Here is a 22,638-nt window from a genome sequence, read left to right as displayed (position 1 = left end):
TCCAACACAACTCGCATATAAAAGCGCGATACCTAACGAGAGGGGTACTGACCGCTACTGGCGGAACCGAGCCGTCGCGAGGGGGCGAGGGCGGCCGGAGTGAGCGCCGTGGTGCGGACGGGGAGTCAGCGACCCGTGAGCCTCACGCGTCGTCGAAGAGGGTTTCGCCCTCGACCATGTGGTCGGCGACGGCGTCCATGTCGAGCGTCAGCCCCAGCCCCGGTTCTTCAGGGATCTCGATGTAGCCGTCCTCGATGACCGTCTCTTCCACCAGGTCCGCCCACCAACCCAGCTCGTAGGAGTGGTACTCGACGGCCAGCGCGTTCGGGATGGCAGCGCCGACGTGGGCGCTGGCCATCGTCGCGACGGGCGAGGAGACGTTGTGCATCGCCACGGGGATGTAGTAGGTGTCCGCGAAGTCGGCGATCTTCCGGGTTTCCCGCATCCCGCCGACCTTCGGGAGGTCCGGTGCGACGATGTCGACGGCCTGTTCTTCGAGGAGGCGGCGGTGGCCGTGCTTGCGGTAGACGTTCTCGCCGGCCGTGATCGGCGTCGTTGTACCGTGGGTGACCTTCCGCTGAACGTCGTGGTTCTCCGGCGGGACGGGGTCTTCCAGCCACCAGACGTCGTACTCCTCGATCGCACTCGCCAGTCGCTCGGCGCTGTTGGGCGTGTACGTCCAGTGGCAGTCGAAGGCGACGTCCGCGCGGTCGCGCACGCGTTCGGTCACTGCCTCGACGATCTCTACCTTGTGGCGGACCTCGCCGGGCCGGAGGTGGCGGTTCGCGCGGTCTTTCTCGTGGCCGGAGGGCACGTCCAGGTCGAACTTGAGCGCGTCGTAGCCCAGTTCCTCGACGACGCGCTCGGCCTCGTCTGCACAGGCCTCCGGATCGGCCTCCTCCTCAGTGTGGCAGTCACAGTAGACGCGGACGCTGTCGCGGTACTTCCCGCCGAGCAGCTGGTAGGCGGGCACGTCCAGGAGTTTCCCCGCCACGTCGTGCAGCGCGACTTCGATCCCGGAGATCGCGGTGACCGTCACGCCCTCGATGGAGCCCTCGCCGGACATCTTCTGGACGAGGTGCTCGAACAGTCGGTCGATGTCGAGCGGGTTCTCGCCCACGACGAAGGGTTTCATTCGCTCGATGAGTTCGGGGACGCCAGCGCCCCAGTAGGCCTCGCCGGTGCCGACGACGCCCGCGTCGGTGTAGACGCGCACGAGCGTCCAGGGGAAGTTCCCGTCGACCATCGTCGTCTGCACGTCCGTGATTTCCACGTCGCGCCCGCCTCCGCGAGCGCCGTCGACGCCCATCGTCTCCCCGGAGAGGTCCCGCATCGTGTACTCCGCGTTCGGGTCGTGGAGGCCGGCATAGTCGATACGCATGCCCGGCTCTAGCACCCAGCAGACAGTAAAGGTTGAGCGCGGCGCGGGCCCGACGTCAGCGCCGTCGGTCGCTCACTTCTCGGACTCCCGCTCGTCGAGAATGTCGTCCAAGTCGCGTTCGATGTCGTGACGGTTCCCGCCGATGTCGGCGTTCATCCGCTTGAGCCAGACGAAAAACATCAACACGAGCCCACCGAGCACGACGAGGACGCCGACGAAGCCGGCGACCAGCTGGCCCAGCCGACCGCCGAGCGTCGCCGCCCACACGAGGATCGCGATCCCGCCCAGCACCAGCGCGACGACCGACGGAAACCCCACGTACTCCGTGAACGACCCCAGCATACCTCACTCTCACCGTGGCACCGCTATCAACGTTGGGACGGCTTCGGCCGCTAACAGCGCCCCGCTGTGACCCGGACTACAACAGGTCCAGGTCCCGGAGATCGGTCTCCAGCGCCGCGCGGTCGTCCGCGTCCATCGTCCGCAGCGGACTCCGGAGCGACCCGACGTCGAAGGCCACGTCGCGGAGGGAGAGCGCGGTCTTGACGCCGGCCATGTAGGGGCCGCGCTTGAGCGCGTCGCGAACGTCGTAGACGGTGCTCTGAAGCTCGCGAGCGCGCGCTTCGTCGCCAGCGTCGTAGGCGTCGTAGAGGTCGACGACGAGCTCCGGGAACACGTTCGCGACGGCGCTGACCATCCCGGGACAGCCGATTTCGAGGCCCGCGAAGAGGAGCGAGTCCGACCCCGAGAGGAAGGTCAACTCGGGGAGGGCGTCGATGGCCTGCCCGAGCCACGGGACGTTCTTGCTGGAGTCTTTCACGCCGGCCAGCCCGTCGATGGCAGCGAGGTCGGCCAGCGTGTCCAGCGAGAGAGAGTTGCCCGTCTTGCTCGGGATGTGATAGACGTACACCGGGACGTCGACAGCGTCGGCGACCCGGCGGTAGTGCTCGACGGCCCCGTCGTGGTCCAGCGGGTAGTAGTACGGCGTGACGACGATGACGCCGTCGGCGCCGGCGGCTGCCGCGTGTTCGGCGTGTTGCACCGTCTCGTAGGTGCTCGGCGCGCCCACCCCCGCGACGACGGGGACCTCGTCGACGGCATCGACGACGGCCTCGACGACGCCGTGGCGCTCCTCGGGCGTTAGCAGCGGAACCTCACCGTTGGTCCCGAGCGGAAACACGCCGTGGCAGCCGTGCTCGACGACGAACTCGGCGTGCGCGGCCGTCGCCTCGTAGTCGACCGATTCCTCGTCGTCGAAGGCGGTCACGGTCGGCGGGACGACGCCGTGCAGGGAGAGCGGATCGTCTCGCCCTGGCGCGGGAGCAGCGTTCACCATATCCTGGCTTGCCACGGGCTGGCGGTAATAGTTTCTCCCATCAGCCAATGGTTTTTCGAGAGTGAGTTAACTTTTTGAACCCAGAGTGCATTGGTATGGATACCTATGTGCCAGATAGAAATCAGCCGGTCGCTGGCCGCACGGGTGGGGACCCACGAAGCGCACGTCGCCGTCCGTGACGGAGACACGGTACAGGACGTCATCGAACGGCTCTCGGCCGAGTACGGAACGCAGGTCCAGACGGGGATGCTCGACGGCGAGCGCCTCCGCTCGGACGTCATCGCAGTCAGGAATCCCGACGCCGACCACGAACCGGTCACTGCGGCCTCGCCGCTCACCCCCGGTGACACGCTCGAGTTCCACCTGACCTCCGAACACGACAAGGTCACGCACGCCTGAACGCCGCTGACTCTCCTGCTCTCCACCTGTTCGCCGTTTCTCGGCGTCTTCTCAGCCTTCCAACCGCGCGAGCCTGTTGAGCGCGTAGACGGTCTGGAGCACGTCGGTCGCCTTCCCGGGATCGAAGACGAGTTCGTCCGTGTTCATCACGTGATCGAGCACGTCGCGTGAGGCGTGTTCGGGCGCGGCCGCCAGTCCGTAGTCGTGCTCCTGGACCCACCGCATCACCCGGAGGTCGCTCTTGCTGTCGCCCATCACCACGCTGAACGGCTCGTCGATGTCCAGTACGTCGAAGGCCGCCTCGACGCCGACGACCTTGTTGAGTTCGAGGCTGCCGATCTCGGCGGCGTCGGCCTCGTAGTAGGCGACGTCGATCCGCTCGAACACGTCCCGGACGTCGGCGGGCACGTCGTCGGCCGTCGCGTCCGGGTACTCGCCGTGCTCTTCGAGGACGGTCCGAATCTCGGGGTCCTGGGCCGCGTAGAAGGCCCGCGCCCACTGGCCGGCCAGCTCGGCGTCGGCGTCAGACCCGAGTTCCTCGCAGACGGTGTCGCCGAGCAAGTCGAGTTCGTAGATCAGCGCCTCGTCGATGACGGCCCGGGCGTCGCTGCTTCCCGTCTCGAAGTTGGGTTTCATCGTGACGTTGAACTCGTTGCCCTGGAGGTGACAGCCCCGTCGAAGGTCGTCCGGGGCGTCCGAGAGGACCCGTGAGCGGACGGCGTCGAAGACGTTCCTGATTTCCGCGCCCAGGTCCTCGTACAGCAGTTGTTTGGTGTCGCCACCGTGGCCGGGCGTGAACACGCCGGTGCCGGCCTCGTAGACGATGCTCACGTCCCCCGAGTGGACGAGTTCGTTACCCAGGCCCTGGATGAGGAACCCCTTGACGTTTTCCAGGGTCTGGCCGGTACAGACGACGATGGGGATGCCGTCCTCGTAGAACTCCGTCAGGAGGTGCAGCGTGTCGCGGGGGATCTCGTTGTCGGTCTGGCCGGCCGACCGGAGCGTCTCGTCGACGTCCAGTACCAGCGCGTTGACGGGCTGGCCGTGTTTCGAGAGCAGATCGAGCGCCGTGAACGCCTGTTCCCGGGTGGCCTTCGACGCGATGGCGGCGAAGGTCTCGCCGGTGCTGGGGAAGGCGTCGCGGATCTCGTCTTTCCCTTCGGCGAGTTCGTCGCTGGCGTTCTGCCAGTGTTCCAGGGCGACCCGCGAGTCGACCGGCGGAAAGAGATCGACGAAGTCCTGATAGGCCCGGAGTCGACCGGTGTCGAACTCGTCGTAGAGGCGGTAGAGCTGGTCGTAGCGTTCCATATCTCCGTGTGGACGCGTCAGACCAAAAGACTGCGGGGGCCGCGGGGTGGGACGAGTACGACGGACCGGCGAATCCACTCGCAGTGACGGAGAGAGCGGTCCGGGAATGCAGGGAGAATCTGTCCGTGCTTTCTGTCCAAGTCAGCCGGTATCGACCCTGCGATCCGAATATTTACTCATTACCAAATAAATTATTCGGTGTGTGGTGAGCACGGTGCGGACAGCTGGCAGACGCCAGTCCCGGGCCGTCGTCCAGAGCGGCCGGGGAAAGGACAATAACGAACGCCGTCGAACGGGCTACCTATGAAGAATATCGACGACCTGATGACTAGCGCGGCGGAGCTGGCGGATCGGGGGCTCTCGAAGGGGGAGATCGCTGACGAGCTGAACGTCTCCCGTGAGACGGCGAGCTGGCTGGTCGAGCGCAGCGGCAAGAGCACGACCACGACCCAGACACAGCAGTCCACCGGCGGCCCGGACGACATCCACGTCGACTGGAACACGATCGGTCGCGACTCGAACCGCATGTGGCACATCAGTGCTGCCCTGGCCGACCTGCTCTCGAAACAGGGCGAAGAAGTGGACCTGACCATCGGCATCGAGAAGGCGGGTGCACCGCTGGCGACGGCCGTCGCTCGCGAACTGGATACGGACCTGGGAACCTACGCGCCGCGGAAACACCAGTGGGACGACGACGACATGGACGAACTGGGCGGGACGTTCTCGCGCAACTTCGCGAAGATTCGCGATCGGGAGTGCTACGTCGTCGACGACACCATCACCAGCGGGACGACGATGACCGAGACCGTCCAGGCGATCCGCGAGCAGGGCGGCGAGCCGGTGGCCTGCGTCGTGCTGGTCGACAAGAAGGGGACCGAGGAGATCGAGGGCGTCCCCGTCTACTCGCTCGTTCAGGTCATCCGCGTCGGCAACGACGACTGAAAGGAAGGGTTGATTTGACTCGTCGGACTCACCTCCGACATGGCCGACGACCTGTACGCCGCACTCGAGCGCGTCGCCGAGCGGTTCGACTTCGGCGAGTACGAGGCGCAGGCGTATCTCTCGATTCTCGAACACGGACAACTGACCGCCTCCGAGATCGCCGACCACACCGACATTCCCCAGCCGCGCGTCTACGACACCGTCCGCGGCCTCGCCGACGCCGGCCTCGTCGAACTCCAGGAGACCCGGCCGATGCGCGTCCTCGCGATCGACCCCGAGGAAGCGTTCGACGACATCCAGTCCTCGCTGGACGACCTCGTCGACGGGCTCGAACAGCGCTACACCGCCCCCGCCCGCGACACGGAGGCCGTCTCGCTCATCAAGTCCCGCTCGACCATCCTCCGGTACCTCGAAGAGGTCATCACCGGCGCGGAGTACGAACTCATCCTCTCGCTGTCGCCCGAACTCCTCGAACGGTTCGAGGACGAGCTGATCGCCCAGCACGAGGACGGCGTCGCCATCGAACTCCTGCTGTCGCCGGCCGCCGAGGTGCCCGACCCCGAGTCGTTCGACTACCTCGAGGTCGCCACGACCGTGCGCGCCCGCCGCGGAATCACGACCCCCATCGTCGCCGTCGCCGACGGCGACTACTCCGTCTACGCCACCCAGGAGGCCCTCCGCGGCGATCGCGACCGCTACGGCGTCATCTTCAACCGCTCGGAACTGGGGTTTCTCGTCTCCGGGTTCCTCAACACAGTCCTCTGGACGACCGCCGAAACCATCGCCGAGGGACCGGACGACCGGCCGTTCCCGCGCCGCTACGCGACCATCCGCCGGTGCATATCCGACCTGCGCCACGCCGAGGGCGACTTCTACGCCTCCATCGAGGGCCGGGACGTGCGCTCGGGAGACCGCGAGGTCGTCGAAGGACCGATCGACGACGCGACCTTCGGCGCCGGCCGCGAGACCGCGACCCTCATCGTCGAGACCGACGACGGCCCCGTCGAAGTCGGCGGCCAGGTCGCCGCCTTAGAAGACATCGAAGCCCACGAGATCCGCGTCGGGAAAGACCAGCCCCCGGGCGTGTAACGACGCGCGAGACACCAGGGAGCGCGTCGGAGGTCCACGAGTCGGTCGCGATTCTGACCGCCGCCGTTTTCGCGGAGTGCGGTATCCAGTCCGTCGAGCGACGCTCACGCGTCGAGCGCGCACCAGTCGCTGGTCAGCAGACGGAAAGAAAACGGAAAACGAATCGCGACTCGGGTCCCCGGCTACAGGATGTCGTCGTACTCGTAGGTGTCGATCTCGACGCCTTCCTCGGTGACCTCGGCGACGACCAGTCCGTTCCCGGAGCCGGTGTCGCGCTCGGCTGCGGCGTTGACCGCGTCGGCGGCGACGACGCGCGCCTCGTCCATCGAGAGGTCGTCCTCGTAGCGACTCTCCAGGGTCCCGTACGCGACGGTGAGCCCGGAGCCGGTGACGGTGTAGTCGTCTTTCATGACGCCGCCAGCCGGGTCGATGCTGAACACGTGGCTGCCCTCGTCGTCGACGCCGCCCAGGATCGGGTTGATGGCGAAGAAGGGGCCGCCGCGGGCGAAGTTGCCGGCGAGCGTGGCCAGTGCGGGAATCGAGATGTCCTCGCCGCGGCGGACCTCGTAGAGGTTGACCTCGGCGCGAAGCGAGCGGATAAAGGACTGGGCACCACCGACCGAGCCCACGAGCGTGAGAGCTGCCGTCGGGTGGATCTGCTCGACCTTCTGGACGTTCTTGTTCGAGACGAAGCGGCCGCCGAGCGAGGCGCGGCGATCGGTCGCGACGATGACGCCGTCGTCGTTCGCGATGCCGACGGTCGTCGTCCCGGTCTTGTTCACCTTCTCGTTGTCCTTGCCACTCGTGGACGGCAGCGTGCCGAGTTCCGGTTCGTAGGGGCTCTGCAGGCCGTCGTCCAATCTGGGCTGTTGCGTCGGGTCCATGCCGTGGTTCCAGTCAGTCATTCTTCCTCACCTTCGGTGTCTACGTCTTCGAGGTACGTTGCGATCTCCTCGTCGGTGTGCTGGCGATACTGCTCGGTCTCGACGTCGATGGTCCCCAGGGCGACGCCCTCGGGAGTGACTTCGCTGTCGCCGACCTCGGCGAGGGCGGACAGCGCGAGATCGATCCCGCCGTCGAGATCCAGGTCCTCGCGGTACTCCTCTTCGAAGTAGCTGAGGAGATCTTCACGATTGCCACCCACGGCGAGTGCCTGCCACTCGTAGGGCGTCCCCGACGGGTCGGTCTCGAACAGGCGCGGCTCGCCGTTCTGGATGCCGCCGACGATCAGCGCGACACCGAACGGGCGTGCGCCGCCCGTCTGGGTGTACTGCTGGATCTGGTCGGTGATGTCCTTGGTCAGCGACTCGACGTCGATCGGCTCCTCGTAGCGCAGTTGGTTGACCTGCGCGTCCCGCCGGGCGAAGTCGATGAGCTGGCGGGCGTCGGCGACGTGGCCGGCGCTGGCGATGCCGACGTGGTCGTCGATCTTGTGGAGTTTCTCGACGCTCGACCGCTCCAGAAGTGGAGAGCGAACGCGCGTGTCGGCCGCGAGAACGACGCCGTCAGTCGTGCGGACGCCGACGCTGGCTGTCCCGCGCTTGACGGCCTCGCGGGCGTACTCGACCTGATAGAGACGTCCGTCCGGGGAGAAGATAGTGATCCCCCGGTCGTACGCCTGCTGTTGTGAGTTTCCCTGCATGATTTGCATCGAAAGCCGGGAGTGGCCTTCACCTCCGGTTAGTGCCACCCGTATTTAAACCCATTTATGGTAGCAAGTGACACCGTGATCGCGTGTCGACGAGACCGTAAGGTCGATTGTGGCAGGAGGTGGAGTCCCGGTTGTGGTCAAGGGCACGTACACAATACTCGTGAATCTTCCGGAAGCGGCGACTGTCACCGTCGGTGCACTCGGCGAGCAAACGTTCCCAGCCGGCTACTACGCGTACACGGGCAGCGCGTTCGGTCCCGGCGGGTTCGCACGCGTCGATCGCCACGTGGAAATCGCCGCCGGCGACCGCGACGCCCGCCACTGGCACGTCGACTACCTCCTCGGTGATACCCCCGCACGGATCGAGACAGTCGTCCGCTCGCCCGAGGTCGACGTCGAGTGCGCGGTCGCCCGAGCTGTCGCCGACGTGGGCGAGACCGTCGTCACGGGGTTCGGTGCGTCCGATTGCGACTGTGACACCCACCTCCACCACGCGACTGCCAAAGACAGGTTGTTGACTGCAGTACGTAGTGCCCACGAGTGACGCTTCGTTTGAGCGGGGCCCGCCCGGCTTACCGCCCCTCGAACTCCGGCTCGCGATCCTGAAGGAACGCCTGGACGCCCTCGCTGAAGTCCTCGGTCGTGATGATTCGCTCCTGCGCGCGGGCTTCCGCCCGCAGTGCCTCCTCCAGCGGGCGGTGACTGTTGCGTTGCACCAGCCGCTTGGTCTCGCCCAGCGCCAGCGTCGGTCGCGAGGCGAGCGTCGCCACGCGCTCGGCGACCGCGTCCTCGAACTCCTCGCTCGAGATCGCCTCGGTGGCGATCCCCAGCTCGACCGCCTCCGCGGCGTCGACCCGCCGTCCCGTCATCAGCAGATCGAGTGCCCGCCGAACGCCCACCAACCGCGGGAGGACGTACGTGGCACCGGTGTCCGGCGCGAGGCCGATGTCGGTAAAGCCCCAGCCGAACTGGGCACCGGCTTCGGCGTAGACGAAGTCACACGCCGTCGCGATCGACGCCCCCGCACCCACGCACGCGCCCCTCACGCGGGCGACGGTCGGTTTCGCCATCCGAAGGAGGGCCGTCGCGATGGCGTTCAGTCCGGTTTCGAGTTCCTGGCTCACGCTCGCACCGGCGATGCCCTCCGTGAGATCGAGGCCGGAGCAGAAGTCCTCACCCGCGCCCGTGACGACGACACACCGGACGCCGTCGTCGGTCGCCAGCGAGCGGAGCTCCGCGGCCATCTCCTGGCAGGCCTCGGCGCTGATCGCGTTCTTGCGCTCCGGGTTCGAGATGGTGATCGTTGCGTAGTCTGCCTCTCGCGTCACGTCGATGGTTGTCATTGCACTCACCGATGTACTGGAGCCGGAGAGAGTTGTTGCCTCGGATGGAAGGCCTCGATGCAGAGACAGTTCGGGACGGTCGCCTCGAAGGTCTCGGACCCCTTCTTACAGCCGAGACACCGAACCATCGGCTCTCTCCTCCGTTGGATGCGTCAGTCACCAAGCCAGCCAGACACCGAATCCAACGACGAACGTGGACATGACCGGTAGGTACGTGGGGACCAGCCGGTAGAATCACCAGATGGTAGCGGGGTGTGGTTTGAAACAAACTCAACTCCGTTTTGAGCGGTGGCTCCAGGATGAGTAGTATCGCCGGAAATTAGGTGGCTGGGGAGATAAGGCCCCAGTCTTCGAGCGGTCAAAGACCGCCCGAAAGTCAGGTGGGCCAATCCGGATTTGAACCGGAGGCCTCCCGGTTATCAGCCGAGCGCTCAACCTGACTGAGCTATTGGCCCAGGTGAGCGCATTAGGGTGTATCCCCCTGGTTATGTTAAGCGTTTCTTTTCACCAGAGGGCTGTGGGTGACTCACATCCCCCAAAAGACGTGCTGGCGTCGACAGAACTCGCCCGTTACCGGTCGGTCTCGTCGTCTCGACTCGAGCCGCCGTCGGGATCGATGTCGTAGACGTCGTCGTCCATCTCGTAGCTGTCGTCGGCCGTACCGCCGGCCGAGTCGCCACCCGGGAACCCGCCGACGTAGACGTTGCCGGAGGCGAATCCGCCCGTCTTGGCGTCGACGTACGGGGAGACGACCCACTTTTTCGTCGCGACCCGGATCGGATAGCGCGTCACCGGAACCACCAGGAGGAGGCCGATGAGGTCGGTGACCAGGCCGGGCGTCAGCAGCATGGCACCGGAGACCAGCAGGAGGCCACCGTCGACGAGTTCGTTCGTCGGGGGCTCACCCTGACCGAGTTTGCGCTGTATCTTCCGGATGGTGTGGCGGCCTTCGGCGCGGACCAGCAGCATCCCGATCAGTGCGGTCAGGACGACGATGAGGACCGTCTCGAGAGTCCCGAACCACGCTGCCACCGCCACGAGCAGCATGACGTCGAACAGGGGAATGAGCAACAACAGCGCAATGATGCGCAGCATACCCGCCTTTAGTGGCCGCGCACCCAAAATAGAACCGCTTCGCCACCACTTTTTCGTCAGGGGGTATCCTCGCGAGCCGGGGGCTCGCTGTGGGTACCCCCTGAAGCGAAAACCCGGACTAAAAAGGCCGACGGCGAAGCTGTCGGTGAACCGCCTCCCTCCGGTCGGCGGATGCGAGTGTGCTCAACAGCGATGCACGCTGGCCGAACGTGCGTGATCGCCATTGCAGAGAGCAAACAGCTGACCCGCACAGTTGCGAGCGACAGCGCCTGCGGGGAATAGATCGGCACGTCGACCGCTCCGGATTTTGACCGTAGTTATCGGTCAGAAAGTCTTAGTACGCTCCGCGTGGTAACTGGTGTCATGGTTCGGTGTCCGCGGTGTGGAAACGCAGTCGATCAACTGCAATCGCTCCCGCGTGCGGCAATCACGGCTGGCCCACGAGCAGGGACAACCAGCGACGAGGACGTGAGGGCATGTAGCTGGTGTATTCACGAGATTATCGAAGGATGACGCCACTTCGGCGAGTGGGGGAGCGGTACTGACCAGCGCATTCGCCCGAACTCAGTGAGGGTGAAAGTCGGCTCGTCGTTCTTTTTGGGTTATCCGTTCGCGGGGCGGTCGCCGCCAGCGACCCGGCGCTCGCGAGAGCGAACCGCTCGTGAGCCAACCAGAAACCGGCGGTATCTGGTGCAGAAGAAAAAGATGGGATGGCAGAATACTTGTCCGGCGACGGCCACCGCCCGGTATGGACGAACACGCGGCGGACACCAAAGTGGAGTGGCGCGAATGGGGCGAAGAGGCCTTCGCGGTGGCCGACCGCAGTGGCAAACCCGTCTTGCTCTCGCTGTCGGCCCCGTGGTGTACCCACTGTCACGAGATGGACGCGACGACGTACTCGGAACCGCGCATCGCGGCCAACGTCAACGACGGGTTCGTCCCCGTCCGCGTCGACGTGGACCGCCACCCGCGCGTCCGCGAACGCTACAACATGGGCGGGTTCCCCTCGACCGTGTTCGTCACGCCCGAGGGCGAGATCATCACTGGCGCGGGCTATCTGGGTATCGACGGGTTCCGGGACATCCTCACGTCGGTGCGCCAGACCTGGGACGCGAAGGGCACCGAGAGCGGCCGCGTCCCGCGCGCGCTCCGTGACGGCACGCCACCGGCCGGCGAGGTCACGCCGCGCATCGAGGAGCACATGGTCGAACAGTTGCTCGCGGCGTTCGACGACGAGTTCGGCGGCTGGGGAACGGACACGAAGTTCCCGCTCCCCCGGACCGTCGAATTCGCCCTCGTTCGGGCGCGCGACCAGGCCACCCGGACGCTGGAAGCCATCCGGACCCACCTGCTCGACACCTACGACGGCGGCTTCTACCGCTACGCCCTGGAACGGAACTGGGGTGGCGCCAGTCGGGAGAAGCTGCTCGACGAGAACGCGGGGCTGATCCGCGCGTTCGCTCGCGCGTACCGCTACACCGGCGACGAGGGGTATCGCGAGCCCGCCGAGCAGACCGTCGACTACCTCACGACGACGCTGTGGACCGGCGACGCCTTCGCCGCCAGCCAGGCCGGGTCCGAGGAGTACTACCAGCTCGAACCGACCGACCGCGAGGACGCCGACGCGCCCCACGTCGACGAAACCGTCCTGGCCGACCGGAACGGGCTGGCCGCGGGGGCACTGCTCGCCCTCCACGCGTACACGGACGACGAGCGAGCGCGGCGCTACGCCGAGCGAGCGCTCGACCACGTGCTGACCGAACTCGTCGACGACGGCGAAGTGCTGCACTTCGCGGACCCCGAGACCGGCGAGGTCGGCGAGGCGGGACTCCTGCTCGACCAGGCCCGCGTGCTGGAGGGACTGACCACGGCCTGGCAGGTCACCGGTGACCACGCCGAGGACGCACGCGCGATCGCGGACTACACGCTCGACGAATTACAGGACGCCGACGGCGCGTTCCGCGACGGGCCGGCCGCGGGCGCAGGCCTCTGTGATCGCGCCCTCTATCCGTTGGATACGAACGTCGAGCTCGCGGACGCGCTGCTAGACCTGGCAGCCCTGACTGGCGAGGAGCGGTACCGCGATGCAGCCCGGGACGCGGTCGCTGCGTTCGCCGGCGCGGCCGACCGCATGGGCGTCGAAGTGGCCGGCTACGCGGCGGTCACGTCGCGACTCCAGTCCCCGCGAACCTTCCGGGTCGGAACGCGAGCGGGCAGCGACCTCCACCGCGCAGCGCTCCGCATCGCCGATCACGAGGCCGTCGTCGTGCCGGGCGCCGACGTCCCGGACGGCGAAGTCCACCTCTTCGAGGGCGGCGAACAGGTGGGCACCGCCGACACCCCGGATTCGCTGGCGGACCTCGCTACCGACGCCTGAGTCCGGTGGACGCGCCAACGCACGCATCGGTCCCTCGCTGAAACCAGCGAAATCGCAGGGCATATACACATCACTGTGTGAACGTACAGTATCGACAGGTCATTCGGCAGACACTCCCCGCGTCGTCGGGGAGACCGACACCCGTCGGCGCCGCCTCGAACCGACGGACAGGTTTCCGAATCGGACCTGCGCACAGAACCCGGCATACCCGGGTAATTCCCGCCGTGACGGACCCGAGTACCATAATACACAGTGGTAAACCTGCGATGCGTTTATAAGCCCCCGAACCAACCTAACGTAATAATGGCAAGTCTGAGAGATTTGGGGTTGTCCGAATACGAGGCGCGCGCCTACCGCGCGCTGCTGAAGACTGGGCCGACGACTGCCAAAGAGTTGTCACGTGTGAGCGACGTGCCGATGGGTCGGATCTACGACGTCCTCAACAGCATCGAGACGTACAACCTCGTCCGGAGTCAGAGCGCGAGCCGGCCGAAGAAGTACGTCGCCGTCGAGCCACAGACGGCGCTCGACCGGCTGCTCGAAGACAAAAAGCGGGAACTCGACGAGAAGGCGAGTCAGTACGAGAACATCGTCGACGAGCTCGTGGGCGAACTCGAGACGGCCGAGCCGGTCGAGGAGACGTTCTGGACCGCTGCCGTCGGCCCCGAGGAGACGGTCGACCTGCTCGTCGAGCGGCTGGCGGCCGCGGACGAACGGATCATCATGGTCGCGTCGACGCTCTCCCAGCAGTTCGACATCGACATGGTCGGCGACCTGATCGTCGAGGAACTGGGCGACGCACTCGACCGCGGCGTGGACGTGTCGCTGCTGATGCGGCCGGAACTGGTCGGCGAACTGCCCGAGAGCGTCGGCGAGCACTACCGGACACATCTCGCCCGCCACGACCAGTTCTCGCTGCGGACCTCCGGGAACGTCACGGGGACCTTCGAACTCATCGACAACGCCGAAGTGTGCATCGAGGTGCCGCACCCGCTCAACGCCGAGGAGACGTTCGCCATGATCGACCTCAAGGACCGGGAGTTCGCCGCGAACGTCAGGTCTGAGTTCGACCCCAAGTGGGAAGACGCCGAGCCGCTGAACCTCTAGGCGCTGCTCGCTGTCGGTCGAGCCGTTTCGCAGGGGAAAAGAACGCTACTGTTCGATCGGGAGCGCCTGGTTCGACTGTATCCACGCGTTCGGGTTCTCCGGGTCGGAGATCATCGAGACGGTCTGTGCACCGATCGGGAATTCTTCGTACAGTTCGCGGATCGCGGGGGTCGTGTCGGCCGTATTCATTTGCTGGGGTCTACCTCTCAGGTTCGACAGCAGTACCGTCGACGACGACGGTCAGGTCCGAGCGGACTTCCACGTCGTGCCCGTGGTAGCGGAACGTCACGGACAGACCGTCGGCCCGTGATTCGAACAGGCGATCCAGTGCGTCGGGATCGACCGCCATGAACAGCGGCCTGTTGAGGTCGACTGGATCGACGTCGCGCACCGACGCGACCGCGCGCACGACTGCATCGGTTGGCTGGACGGGACGCTGCCGTTCTTTTATCGTGTTCATTACGCTAACCCAGGGGAGAGAACGGCCTGGGGTTGCCCGCTATATGTATAAACAGCCGCCAGCTAGCGGTGTAACTGTATTCACCGCCCGGTCTCGACGGCGTCAGCAGCGTCCCAGGCGCCGAACTGGCAGTCTGAGCCCGCCCGTGTGGCTGGGGTAACAGGCAGACAGTGGTCGCGGTGATCACATCGGCACTCCGTCTTCGTCGCTCGCGCGCGGACGGTCCCCAGTCGAAGCCCGCCGCCACAACGATGTCTGTCGTCGGAGGCAAGATCGGGATCGGAATCGAGCAACTGGCAACCGAGCCACGACGGCATTCGGTTCAGACGGGACACAGCAACGGTCCTGGCGCCGGACGCGATTGTCGCGACTGGCCGGTGGCGATCGACCCGTGAGAGAACACCCGAAACCACCGCGTCGGGGAGCTTCCCAGCACGGCTTGCCGGAGGACAGGTGGTGCGTTTCACGTCCCAATTGCTACCTGTGGATCGAGAGATCCGCACCGCACAGCGACGTAAGTCCGTCTTACTCAGCGGAGTACCCTGTGAAGAGGCACTAAAAACGAACGCCACAGGGACGAAGCGGCCGCAACGACCGGCGACGCCCGCGCGAAAGAGGAGCGCTCACACCCGCCGAAAGTAGGCTAAACTTTACCGTTGGGCTCTTTACCGCCAGAACCGTTTCGAATTGAAGATATGGCTCGGTCCGCTTTGCGGTGGCTCGTTCCCGACGTTCTCAGGGAGCGGTTCGCGTTGAAGTTCACGGTGGCACTGGTCGTCCTGGCGGTCGTGGTAGCGGCGCTCGGAGTCGGCGCGGCGTTCAGCGTCGGCGCCCGATACGGGGTCGCAGCGACGTTCCTCGGCGTTGGACTCGTCGCGCTCGTCGGGTACTCTCTCGGACGGGACGCGGCGACGGCCATCACCGACCTGTCGGAGAAGGCCCAGCAGTTAGAGCGCTACGAGGGGATCATCCAGGCGGTCGGCGATCCCATGTACGCACTCGATGCGGACGGGAACTTCCTGTTCGTCAACGACGCCATCGAACAGCTGGCCGGCTACGACCCCAGCGAGTTGGTCGGCGAGCACGTCTCGACGGTGATGACGGAGGCGGACCTGGCGACGGCACAGGAACTGATCCGGGACGTGCTCCAACGCGGCGAAGCGCCGTATCTCACCTTCGAGATGGCGGTCCAGACTGCCGACGGCGGCGAGGTGCTGACGGAAAACCACATGGCGCTGCTTCCGGCGGAGGACGGCCAGTTCCGTGGAACCGCCGGCGTCGTCCGCGACATCACCGAGCGCAAACAGCGCGAACAGGAACTGGAAATCGCCGACAAGCTGTTCGAGAGCACGCAGGACGTCCTCTACGTGATCGACGTCGACGAGGAGAGCGACGAGTTCCGGTTCGAACGGGTGAATCCCGCGTTCGAGGAGGAGACTGGCCTCTCGAACGCGGACATTCGGGGCCGAGATCTGCGAGCTGTCTTCAGCGAGGAAGAAGCCAGCGCGATGATCGAAAACCATCGCACGTGTATCGAGCAGCAGGAACCCATCGAACTCGTCGAACAGGTCGCAGTCCCCGAGGAAGGGACGTACTGGGAGACGCGGATGGCACCCGTCGTCACCGACGGCACCGTCGAGCGGGTCGTCGGGGCCACGCGCAACATCACCGAGCGCAAGCGGCGCGAAGAAGAACTCGAGCGCCAGCGCTCCCTCCTCACACAGACCCAGGAACTCGCCCACGTTGGCGGCTGGGAACTCGACCTCGGTGGAGACCCACCGTACGAAGGAACCCTCACCGACGAGCTCAAACGCATTCACGAGGTTCCGCTCGACGAGTCGTTCGACATGGAGCGGGGGATCGAGTTCTACCATCCCGAGGACCGCCCCCGCGTCCGCGACGCGGTCGAGCGCGCCATCGAGGACGGCGAGCCCTACGACATCGAAGTGCGGCTCGTCACCGCCGAGGGGAACGAACGGTGGGTGCGGACCACCTGCGAACCCGTCATCGACGACGGAGCGGTCGTCAAGCTGCGAGGGACGCTCCAGGACGTCACCGAGCGCAAACAGCGCGAGCGGGAACTGGAAGCGGCGACCGAGCGCCTCGATTCCATCGTGTCGAACATCCCCGTGATCCTGTTCGCGGTCGACGACGACGGGACGTTCACCCTCTCGGAAGGAAACGGACTGAAGAAACTGGGCCTCGACCCCGGCGAGGTCGTCGGCGAGTCGGTGACAGACGTCTACGCGGACAACACGGACGTCGTCGAGGCCATCGAGCGCGCACTCGACGGGGAGCGAGTGAGCAAAACCGTCGAGATCGGCGACATCGTCTTCGAGAGCACCTATCAGCCGGTGTTCGAGGACGGCGTGGTCACGGAGGTCATCGGCGTCGCCTTCGACGTCACCGAGCGCAAACGCCACGAGCGGGAGCTCCGGAAGACGAACCGGCAGCTCAACGCGCTCATCGAGAACACCGCTGAAGCCGTCTACATCAAGAACAGAGCCGGCGAGTACGAACTGATGAACGAGGCCGCGGCCGGGCTCTTCGACCTCGAACCCGAAGACGTGGTCGGGAAGCGCGACGAGGAGCTCTTCGACGAGGAGACTGCGGCTGCACTCCGTGAACAGGACAGGCGGCTCGTGGAGACCGGCAAGCAGATCAACGCCGAGGCGGTTCGGTTCATCGACGGCGAGAAGATCACGTTCCTCGACAACAAGTTCCCCTACCGCGACGCGGACGGCGAGATCATCGGCGTCATGGGACTCAGTCGCGACATCACCGAGCGCAAACAGCGCGAACAGGAACTCGAAATCGCCGAGACCCTGTTCGAGAACACCCAGGACGCGCTCTTCGTGATCGACGTCGACGAGGACGCCGACGAGTTCCGGTTCAAACGCGTGAACCCAGCGTACGAAGCGACCACTGGGTTCCCGAACGAGGAGGTCCGCGGAGAGACCCCTCGAGCGGTCTTCGGCGACGAAGACGGCGAGACCCTCTTGGCGCACTACAGAGAGTGCGTCGCCCAGCGGGACCCGCACAAATACGAAGTCCAGCTGTCGATCCGCGACTCGGAGACGTGCTGGGAGACCCGGCTCGCACCCGTCGTTATCGACGACACCGTCGAACAGATCGTCGGGGCGACGCGGAACATCACCGAGCGCAAAGAGCGCGAGGACGAACTCCAGCGCCAGCGCTCCCTCCTCGAACAGGCCCAGGAGATCGCCCACGTCGGCGGCTGGGAACTCGATTTCCGCGGAGAGCCGCCGTACGAAGTCCAGCTCACTGACGAACTCAAACGCATTCACGAGGTTCCGCTCGACGAGTCGTTCGACATGGAGCGGGGGATCGAGTTCTACCATCCCGAGGACCGCCCCCGCGTCCGCGACGCGATCGAGCGTGCCATCGAGGACGGCGAGCCCTACGACATCGAAGCACGCTTCATCACCGCCGAGGGCAACGAACGGTGGGTCCGGACGACCAGCGAACCAGTCCTCGAAGACGGCGAGATCATCAAGCTCCGGGGCTCACTCCAGGACATCACCGAGCGCAAGGAGCGCGAACAGGAACTCGAACGCCAGCGCTCCCTCCTCGAACAGGCCCAGGAACTCGCCGGCGTCGGCGGCTGGGAAGTCGACCTCGCGGGGGAACCACCGTACGAAGTGTCGCTCACCGACGAACTCTACCGCATCCACGGACTCTCTCCGGGCGAGAACTTCGACCTGGAGACGGGGATCGAGATGTACCATCCCGAAGATCAGGCGGGCGTTCGCGAAGTCGTCACGCGCGCGATCGAGGAGGGAGAACCGTACACCGAGGAATCGCGCCTCATCGGCGCCGATGGCGTCCAGCGATGGGTACGGTCCGCCGGGGAGCCGGTGTACGAGGACGGAGACGTCGTCAAGCTCCGAGGCGCACTCCAGGAGATCACCGAGCGCAAAGAGCGCGAGCGCGAACTGGAGGCAACGACCGAGCGCCTCGACTCCGTCGTGTCGAACATCCCCGTGATCCTGTACGCACTCGACGATGACGGCACGTTCACGCTGTCTTCCGGCAAAGGGCTGGAGAAGCTCGACCTCGAACCCGGCGAAGTCGTCGGCGAGTCCGTGGAGGACGTCTACGAGGGGCGAGACGAGATCCTCGAAGACGTCGCGCGGGCGCTCGACGGCGAGACCGTCAACTCGGTCCGCGAGATCGACGGCGTCGTCTTCGAGAGCACCTATCAGCCGGTATCCGAGGACGGCGAGGTCACGGAGGTCATCGGCGTTTCCTTCGACGTCACCGAGCGCAAGGAGCACGAACGGGAACTCGAGCGGCAGCGCTACCTCCTCGAACAGGCCCAGCAACTCGCCGGCGTCGGCGGCTGGGAACTCGACCTCACAGCGGGACCGCCGTACGACCTCCAGTTCACGGACGAGCTCAAGCGCATCTACGGCGTCCCGCTCGAGGAGTCGTTCGACCTGGAGAAGGGGATCGAGTTCGCGCACCCGGACGACCAGCAGGAGCTTCGCGAACTCGTCGAGGGCGCGCTCGAAGCGGGCGAACCGTACAGCTTCGAGTGCCGACTCATACGCGCGGACGGCGTCGAGCGATGGGTGCGATCCTCGGGCGAGCCCGTCCGTGCGGACGGCGAGGTCGTCAAGTACCAGGGCGTCCTCCAGGACGTCACTGACCGCAAACAGTACGAGCTAGCGCTCGAATCGCTCCACGACGCGACCCGGGAGTTGCTCCACGCGGAGTCCGAAGCCGCGATCTCTGAGACCGTCGTCGACATCGCCGAGGAGATCATCGACGTACCCGGAGTCGGCGTCTACCTGCTCGACAGCGAGGCCAACGCGTTCGCGCCGATCGCGATGACGACGGGATACGGCAGCCTGTGTGACGGCGTGCAGCCGCTCCCGATGGGGGACGACGAATCAGCGGCCTGGCAGGCGTTCGTCGACGGGGAGACCGTCTCGCTCGACGACCGCGCATCGCTTCAGTGGCTGCTCCACGACGAGACGCAACCGGACCGTTTCCACACGAGCCGTGGAGACCGCTCCGAGACCGCGACGGAATCCGACGCGACCACACAGAGTGGTCTGGTCGTGCCAGTCGGAGACCACGGCGTCGTGACGGTGGTATCGGCCGACGAGTCGGTTGACAGCCGGACGCGACAGCTCGTCGAGACGCTCGTCGCGACGACGGAAGCGGCGTTCGACCGCCTCGAAAGCGAGTCGAGCCTGCGAGAGCGAGACGAACAGCTCCAGGCACAGAACAAGCGCCTCAGGCGCCAGGTCGAGATCACCGACATCATCCGGAACGTCGACCAGTCGCTGATCGACGCGACGTCCCGCTCCGAGATCGAGACCGCCGTCTGTGAGCAGCTCGCCGAAAGCGACGTGATTTCGTTCGCCTGGATCGGCAGCCACGACAACACCGACGAAGCCGTCGTCCCCCAGACGTGGGCTGGGCAGGGCCAGCGCTACCTCGACAGCGTCGCCCTGACGGGCGAGGACAGCGAACCCGCCTGGCAGACTGCCGACGCGGAGTCGCCGACGGTCGTCGGAAGCGTCCTGGAGCGACTGCGCTCCGAGCCGTGGCGCAGAACGGCCCTCGAACACGACTTCCAGTCGGTCATGAGCGTCCCGGTCAGACACGACGAGTACACCTACGGCGTGCTGGCCGTCTACGCAGACGAACCGAACGCGTTCGGCGATCTCGAACGGTCCGTGTTCGTCGAACTCGGTGAGACCGTCGGGAACGCCATCAGCGCCGTCCAGACGAAGCAGGCGCTCTACATGGACACTGCCACGGAGCTGAAGCTCCGCTTTTTCAACGAGGAGTCGCTCCTGTTGAAACTCGCGACCGAGGCCGACTGTCGCGTCGAGTTCGACGGCCTCTCGGCCGACAGCGGCGAGACGACGCGGCTGTTTTTCACCGTGACTGACGCGCGCGCGGCGGAGATTACAGCGCTTCTGGACCGGTTCGTGACAGTGTCCGAGTACCGGATCATCAGCACGACCGACGACGGCGACCACTTCGAGGCCACCATCTCGGAAGGGCTCGTCGCCTCGACGCTCGTCTCACACGGCGTCCGGCCGCGCTCGATGATCGCCGAGAACGGGGAACTGGACGTCATCGTCGACGTGCCGCGCGAGACGGACGTCCGCGAGTTCGTCGAACTGCTGCAGGATCGCCACCAGTCCGTCGAACTCGTCGCACGGCGCGACGTCGAGCGCTCGATCGGCACGAAAGCCGACCTCGTCGAATCCCTCCTCGGCGCGTTGACCGATCGACAGCGCGAGACGCTCACCACTGCGTACTACAGTGGCTTCTTCGAGTGGCCGCGCGAGACGACCGGCGAGGAAGTCGCGACCATGCTCGACGTCTCACAACCGACCGTCAACCGGCACCTCCGACTCGCACAGCGCAGCCTGCTCGGCCAGTTGTTCGACGCCGAACAGCAGCCGGCGATGCCCACCGCGTAGGCCGCCCACAGCGACGCGGTTTCCGGCCTAAGCTGACCATAGCTGTCCGTAAGCCGAGACAACCGTATACATATTGCCTCGCCAGCGAGCCGACCGAATACACGTACCGGCCAGTCCTATCGCGTAACGGTACCTTACCGTTCGATAGGCGATACCGTCGAGACGGCGTCCGACCGACTCGACTCGCACCCACCGATGCTACTGAACACACTCACCGACTCATCGACGCACCTTCGAGCCAGTCTCGTCGAAGCAAACCGAGCCCTGCTGGCCGCGTCCGGCCTGTCCACGAGCACGCAGGACGGCGACGCCCCGGCCGACGAGATCGAACCGGCCGCCGACCTCCCGAACTGGGACGTCACCACCGACGTCGACGATCCCGACGAACTCACCGTCGGCGACAGCGTCCGGTTCGGCAAGACGATCTCCGATGCGGACGTCACCCAGTTCGCCGCCGTAAGCGGCGACACGAACCCGCTCCACCTGGACGAAGCGGCAGCCAGCGACACGATGTTCGGCACCCGGATCGCACACGGGATCCTCGTCTCCGGGCTGATCAGCGCCGCGCTGGCCCGTCTCCCCGGTCGCGTCGTCTACCTCTCACAGGACCTGGAGTTCCACAGTCCGGTCTACCTCGGCGCCCAGGTCACCGCCGACTGCACAGTCGTCGAACCGATCAGCGACGACCGGTATCGGCTGTCGACGACGGTCACCGACGAGGACGGAACCGTCATCGACGGTGAAGCCGTGGTGCTGGTCCAGCCCGGAACCGAGAGGGATGACGAACGCTAATTCGGCGCACAGGAGCCCACAGCGCGAATCCAACAGCCGAATGACACACTGTCACTGCTGCGGGTCGGCGATCGACACCTCCGATTGGTACCCGATCGTCACCGCGAAGGACGAACGCGGCAACGTCGCGCTCTACGCGTTCTGTGACAAGCAGTGTCGCGAGACGTGGCGTGCCCAGACGGCCGATTGATCGGAAGAACCACAGTGACGAACGAAGCGGTTGGTCTCCCCGGCAGCGCCCGTGACCCGCCGTGCGGACGAGCCGTCACCTGTGCCGCAGTTTCTGAACGGCGTAGACGATCGACGCGATCAGCCCGGGAATCGCCCCCATCGCGATCACGATCCCCAGGTCACCGATGAGTCGGGAGAAGACCAGCAGTGCGACCGGGAAGTAGTACACACCGCTCGGACGCCACGCGTCGGGTTCGCCCTCGCCGGACTCTGCGGCCAGCGCGTGGGCGAGCCGCTCGTGATAGACGTGGAGACCAAGCACCAGCGGCGACAGCGGAACGAGCGCGACTCCCAGCAGCGCTACCGGAGCGAACACGAGCGCCAGCACGGACGCCGGAACGAGCACGACCCCCAGCAGCGGAAAGATCGGCCAGGGAATCTTCCGCCAGACCGGTAAGAACAGCGTTACTCGCGGCCCGTCCGGCAGCGAGAGCGACGTCGGCTCCGTGACCACGCCACCATCGGTCACGTCAACCGTGTCCTCCGTTCCCGACGCACACTCGTGATCGCCCGGGAGTCGGTGGTCGATGCAGAACGCGTCCCCGCAGTCACGACAGTCGTATGCCGTCTCTATCCCATCCCCACATTCGGCACAGCTTGCCATACGTCCGTCTATTTCTATAAGACGATAATAATCTTGGGCATCTGACACCCCAC

Annotated in this window: 20 protein-coding genes and 1 tRNA gene; 9 read left to right on the top strand and 12 right to left on the bottom strand. The window is 65.8% G+C overall.

All coding sequences use genetic code 11. The annotated features are described in order from the left end of the window. Positions 1–142: 142 nt before the first annotated feature. From MU553_RS07150 to MU553_RS07140, 3 genes are all read right to left on the bottom strand, one after another. Positions 143–1,381 (bottom strand): mandelate racemase/muconate lactonizing enzyme family protein, encoded by a 1,239-nt coding sequence (locus MU553_RS07150; RefSeq protein WP_247377153.1) that lies wholly within the window; start codon positions 1,379–1,381, stop codon positions 143–145. A gap of 72 nt (positions 1,382–1,453) precedes the next feature. Continuing rightward, positions 1,454–1,723 (bottom strand): hypothetical protein, encoded by a 270-nt coding sequence (locus MU553_RS07145; RefSeq protein WP_247377149.1) that lies wholly within the window; start codon positions 1,721–1,723, stop codon positions 1,454–1,456. A gap of 76 nt (positions 1,724–1,799) precedes the next feature. Further along, positions 1,800–2,717, bottom strand: a complete 918-nt coding sequence (locus MU553_RS07140) for a dihydrodipicolinate synthase family protein (protein ID WP_247377147.1) — start codon at positions 2,715–2,717, stop codon at positions 1,800–1,802. A 105-nt stretch (positions 2,718–2,822) separates the two neighbouring features. Here MU553_RS07140 and MU553_RS07135 point away from each other — a divergent pair, with 105 nt between their 5' ends. Further along, entirely contained in the window at positions 2,823–3,116 is a 294-nt protein-coding gene (locus tag MU553_RS07135) for a ubiquitin family protein (protein ID WP_247377145.1), read from the top strand. Positions 3,117–3,167: 51 nt separating this feature from the next. On the opposite strand, the gene MU553_RS07130 is transcribed toward MU553_RS07135, so the two are convergent. Continuing rightward, entirely contained in the window at positions 3,168–4,424 is a 1,257-nt protein-coding gene (locus MU553_RS07130; protein WP_247377143.1) for an HAD family hydrolase, read from the bottom strand. A 303-nt stretch (positions 4,425–4,727) separates the two neighbouring features. On the opposite strand from MU553_RS07130, the gene gfcR reads away from it, so the two are divergent. Together gfcR and trmB are read left to right on the top strand one after the other, a co-directional pair. Continuing rightward, positions 4,728–5,366 carry a transcriptional regulator GfcR gene (gfcR, locus tag MU553_RS07125; RefSeq protein ID WP_247377141.1) on the top strand — a complete coding sequence of 213 codons (639 nt, stop codon included), beginning with the start codon at positions 4,728–4,730 and terminating at the stop codon, positions 5,364–5,366. A 39-nt stretch (positions 5,367–5,405) separates the two neighbouring features. Continuing rightward, a complete protein-coding gene (trmB, locus tag MU553_RS07120; RefSeq protein ID WP_247377139.1) occupies positions 5,406–6,455 on the top strand; it encodes an HTH-type sugar sensing transcriptional regulator TrmB in 1,050 nt (349 codons plus the stop codon). A gap of 182 nt (positions 6,456–6,637) precedes the next feature. Here the strand turns inward: trmB and psmB are convergent, their stop codons facing one another. Together psmB and psmA are read right to left on the bottom strand one after the other, a co-directional pair. Continuing rightward, positions 6,638–7,339, bottom strand: coding sequence for an archaeal proteasome endopeptidase complex subunit beta (gene psmB / locus MU553_RS07115; protein WP_247377567.1), 702 nt, complete (start codon positions 7,337–7,339; stop codon positions 6,638–6,640). Positions 7,340–7,356: 17 nt separating this feature from the next. Beyond that, positions 7,357–8,097 carry an archaeal proteasome endopeptidase complex subunit alpha gene (psmA, locus tag MU553_RS07110; protein WP_247377137.1) on the bottom strand — a complete coding sequence of 247 codons (741 nt, stop codon included), beginning with the start codon at positions 8,095–8,097 and terminating at the stop codon, positions 7,357–7,359. A 142-nt stretch (positions 8,098–8,239) separates the two neighbouring features. Between psmA and MU553_RS07105 the strand changes: the two genes are divergently transcribed. Next, a complete protein-coding gene (locus tag MU553_RS07105; RefSeq protein WP_247377135.1) occupies positions 8,240–8,650 on the top strand; it encodes a GIY-YIG nuclease family protein in 411 nt (136 codons plus the stop codon). Positions 8,651–8,678: 28 nt separating this feature from the next. On the opposite strand, the gene MU553_RS07100 is transcribed toward MU553_RS07105, so the two are convergent. The 3 genes from MU553_RS07100 to MU553_RS07090 form a co-directional block, all read right to left on the bottom strand. Further along, entirely contained in the window at positions 8,679–9,449 is a 771-nt protein-coding gene (locus MU553_RS07100; protein ID WP_247377133.1) for an enoyl-CoA hydratase/isomerase family protein, read from the bottom strand. A gap of 381 nt (positions 9,450–9,830) precedes the next feature. Continuing rightward, positions 9,831–9,904 (bottom strand) — tRNA-Ile (locus tag MU553_RS07095). Between the two features lie 115 nt (positions 9,905–10,019). Further along, complete coding sequence (locus MU553_RS07090; RefSeq protein WP_247377131.1) at positions 10,020–10,544, bottom strand: FxsA family protein; 525 nt, start codon at positions 10,542–10,544, stop codon at positions 10,020–10,022. 748 nt (positions 10,545–11,292) lie between these two features. On the opposite strand from MU553_RS07090, the gene MU553_RS07085 reads away from it, so the two are divergent. Further along, positions 11,293–12,921, top strand: coding sequence for a DUF255 domain-containing protein (locus MU553_RS07085; protein WP_247377129.1), 1,629 nt, complete (start codon positions 11,293–11,295; stop codon positions 12,919–12,921). 303 nt (positions 12,922–13,224) lie between these two features. Next, complete coding sequence (locus MU553_RS07080; RefSeq protein WP_247377127.1) at positions 13,225–14,028, top strand: TrmB family transcriptional regulator; 804 nt, start codon at positions 13,225–13,227, stop codon at positions 14,026–14,028. Between the two features lie 45 nt (positions 14,029–14,073). Here MU553_RS07080 and MU553_RS07075 read toward each other — a convergent pair whose 3' ends face one another. Both MU553_RS07075 and MU553_RS07070 read right to left on the bottom strand, forming a co-directional pair. Next, positions 14,074–14,217, bottom strand: coding sequence for a hypothetical protein (locus tag MU553_RS07075; protein WP_247377125.1), 144 nt, complete (start codon positions 14,215–14,217; stop codon positions 14,074–14,076). Between the two features lie 10 nt (positions 14,218–14,227). Continuing rightward, positions 14,228–14,488 (bottom strand): HalOD1 output domain-containing protein, encoded by a 261-nt coding sequence (locus MU553_RS07070; RefSeq protein WP_247377123.1) that lies wholly within the window; start codon positions 14,486–14,488, stop codon positions 14,228–14,230. A gap of 695 nt (positions 14,489–15,183) precedes the next feature. Here MU553_RS07070 and MU553_RS07065 point away from each other — a divergent pair. From MU553_RS07065 to MU553_RS07055, 3 genes are all read left to right on the top strand, one after another. Further along, complete coding sequence (locus tag MU553_RS07065) at positions 15,184–20,958, top strand: PAS domain S-box protein (protein WP_247377121.1); 5,775 nt, start codon at positions 15,184–15,186, stop codon at positions 20,956–20,958. Between the two features lie 195 nt (positions 20,959–21,153). Then, positions 21,154–21,750 (top strand): MaoC family dehydratase, encoded by a 597-nt coding sequence (locus MU553_RS07060; protein WP_247377119.1) that lies wholly within the window; start codon positions 21,154–21,156, stop codon positions 21,748–21,750. 40 nt (positions 21,751–21,790) lie between these two features. Further along, positions 21,791–21,940 (top strand): DUF7576 family protein, encoded by a 150-nt coding sequence (locus MU553_RS07055; protein ID WP_247377117.1) that lies wholly within the window; start codon positions 21,791–21,793, stop codon positions 21,938–21,940. A 75-nt stretch (positions 21,941–22,015) separates the two neighbouring features. On the opposite strand, the gene MU553_RS07050 is transcribed toward MU553_RS07055, so the two are convergent. Next, complete coding sequence (locus MU553_RS07050) at positions 22,016–22,585, bottom strand: AN1-type zinc finger protein (RefSeq protein WP_247377114.1); 570 nt, start codon at positions 22,583–22,585, stop codon at positions 22,016–22,018. Positions 22,586–22,638: the final 53 nt, after the last annotated feature.

It is taken from the genome of Halorientalis brevis, from assembly GCF_023077655.1.
Note: the sequence above shows the minus strand (reverse complement) of the source record. Positions and strands in the feature narration are given on the sequence as shown.

Coding starts and splice junctions, on each gene's coding strand:
- MU553_RS07150 (WP_247377153.1), bottom strand. CDS start 1,381: ATGCGTATCGACTATGCCGGCCTCCACGACCCGAACGCGGAGTACACG.
- MU553_RS07145 (WP_247377149.1), bottom strand. CDS start 1,723: ATGCTGGGGTCGTTCACGGAGTACGTGGGGTTTCCGTCGGTCGTCGCG.
- MU553_RS07140 (WP_247377147.1), bottom strand. CDS start 2,717: ATGGTGAACGCTGCTCCCGCGCCAGGGCGAGACGATCCGCTCTCCCTG.
- MU553_RS07135 (WP_247377145.1), top strand. CDS start 2,823: ATGTGCCAGATAGAAATCAGCCGGTCGCTGGCCGCACGGGTGGGGACC.
- MU553_RS07130 (WP_247377143.1), bottom strand. CDS start 4,424: ATGGAACGCTACGACCAGCTCTACCGCCTCTACGACGAGTTCGACACC.
- gfcR (WP_247377141.1), top strand. CDS start 4,728: ATGAAGAATATCGACGACCTGATGACTAGCGCGGCGGAGCTGGCGGAT.
- trmB (WP_247377139.1), top strand. CDS start 5,406: ATGGCCGACGACCTGTACGCCGCACTCGAGCGCGTCGCCGAGCGGTTC.
- psmB (WP_247377567.1), bottom strand. CDS start 7,339: ATGGACCCGACGCAACAGCCCAGATTGGACGACGGCCTGCAGAGCCCC.
- psmA (WP_247377137.1), bottom strand. CDS start 8,097: ATGCAGGGAAACTCACAACAGCAGGCGTACGACCGGGGGATCACTATC.
- MU553_RS07100 (WP_247377133.1), bottom strand. CDS start 9,449: ATGACAACCATCGACGTGACGCGAGAGGCAGACTACGCAACGATCACC.
- MU553_RS07090 (WP_247377131.1), bottom strand. CDS start 10,544: ATGCTGCGCATCATTGCGCTGTTGTTGCTCATTCCCCTGTTCGACGTC.
- MU553_RS07085 (WP_247377129.1), top strand. CDS start 11,293: ATGGACGAACACGCGGCGGACACCAAAGTGGAGTGGCGCGAATGGGGC.
- MU553_RS07080 (WP_247377127.1), top strand. CDS start 13,225: ATGGCAAGTCTGAGAGATTTGGGGTTGTCCGAATACGAGGCGCGCGCC.
- MU553_RS07075 (WP_247377125.1), bottom strand. CDS start 14,217: ATGAATACGGCCGACACGACCCCCGCGATCCGCGAACTGTACGAAGAA.
- MU553_RS07070 (WP_247377123.1), bottom strand. CDS start 14,488: ATGAACACGATAAAAGAACGGCAGCGTCCCGTCCAGCCAACCGATGCA.
- MU553_RS07065 (WP_247377121.1), top strand. CDS start 15,184: ATGGCTCGGTCCGCTTTGCGGTGGCTCGTTCCCGACGTTCTCAGGGAG.
- MU553_RS07060 (WP_247377119.1), top strand. CDS start 21,154: ATGCTACTGAACACACTCACCGACTCATCGACGCACCTTCGAGCCAGT.
- MU553_RS07055 (WP_247377117.1), top strand. CDS start 21,791: ATGACACACTGTCACTGCTGCGGGTCGGCGATCGACACCTCCGATTGG.
- MU553_RS07050 (WP_247377114.1), bottom strand. CDS start 22,585: ATGGCAAGCTGTGCCGAATGTGGGGATGGGATAGAGACGGCATACGAC.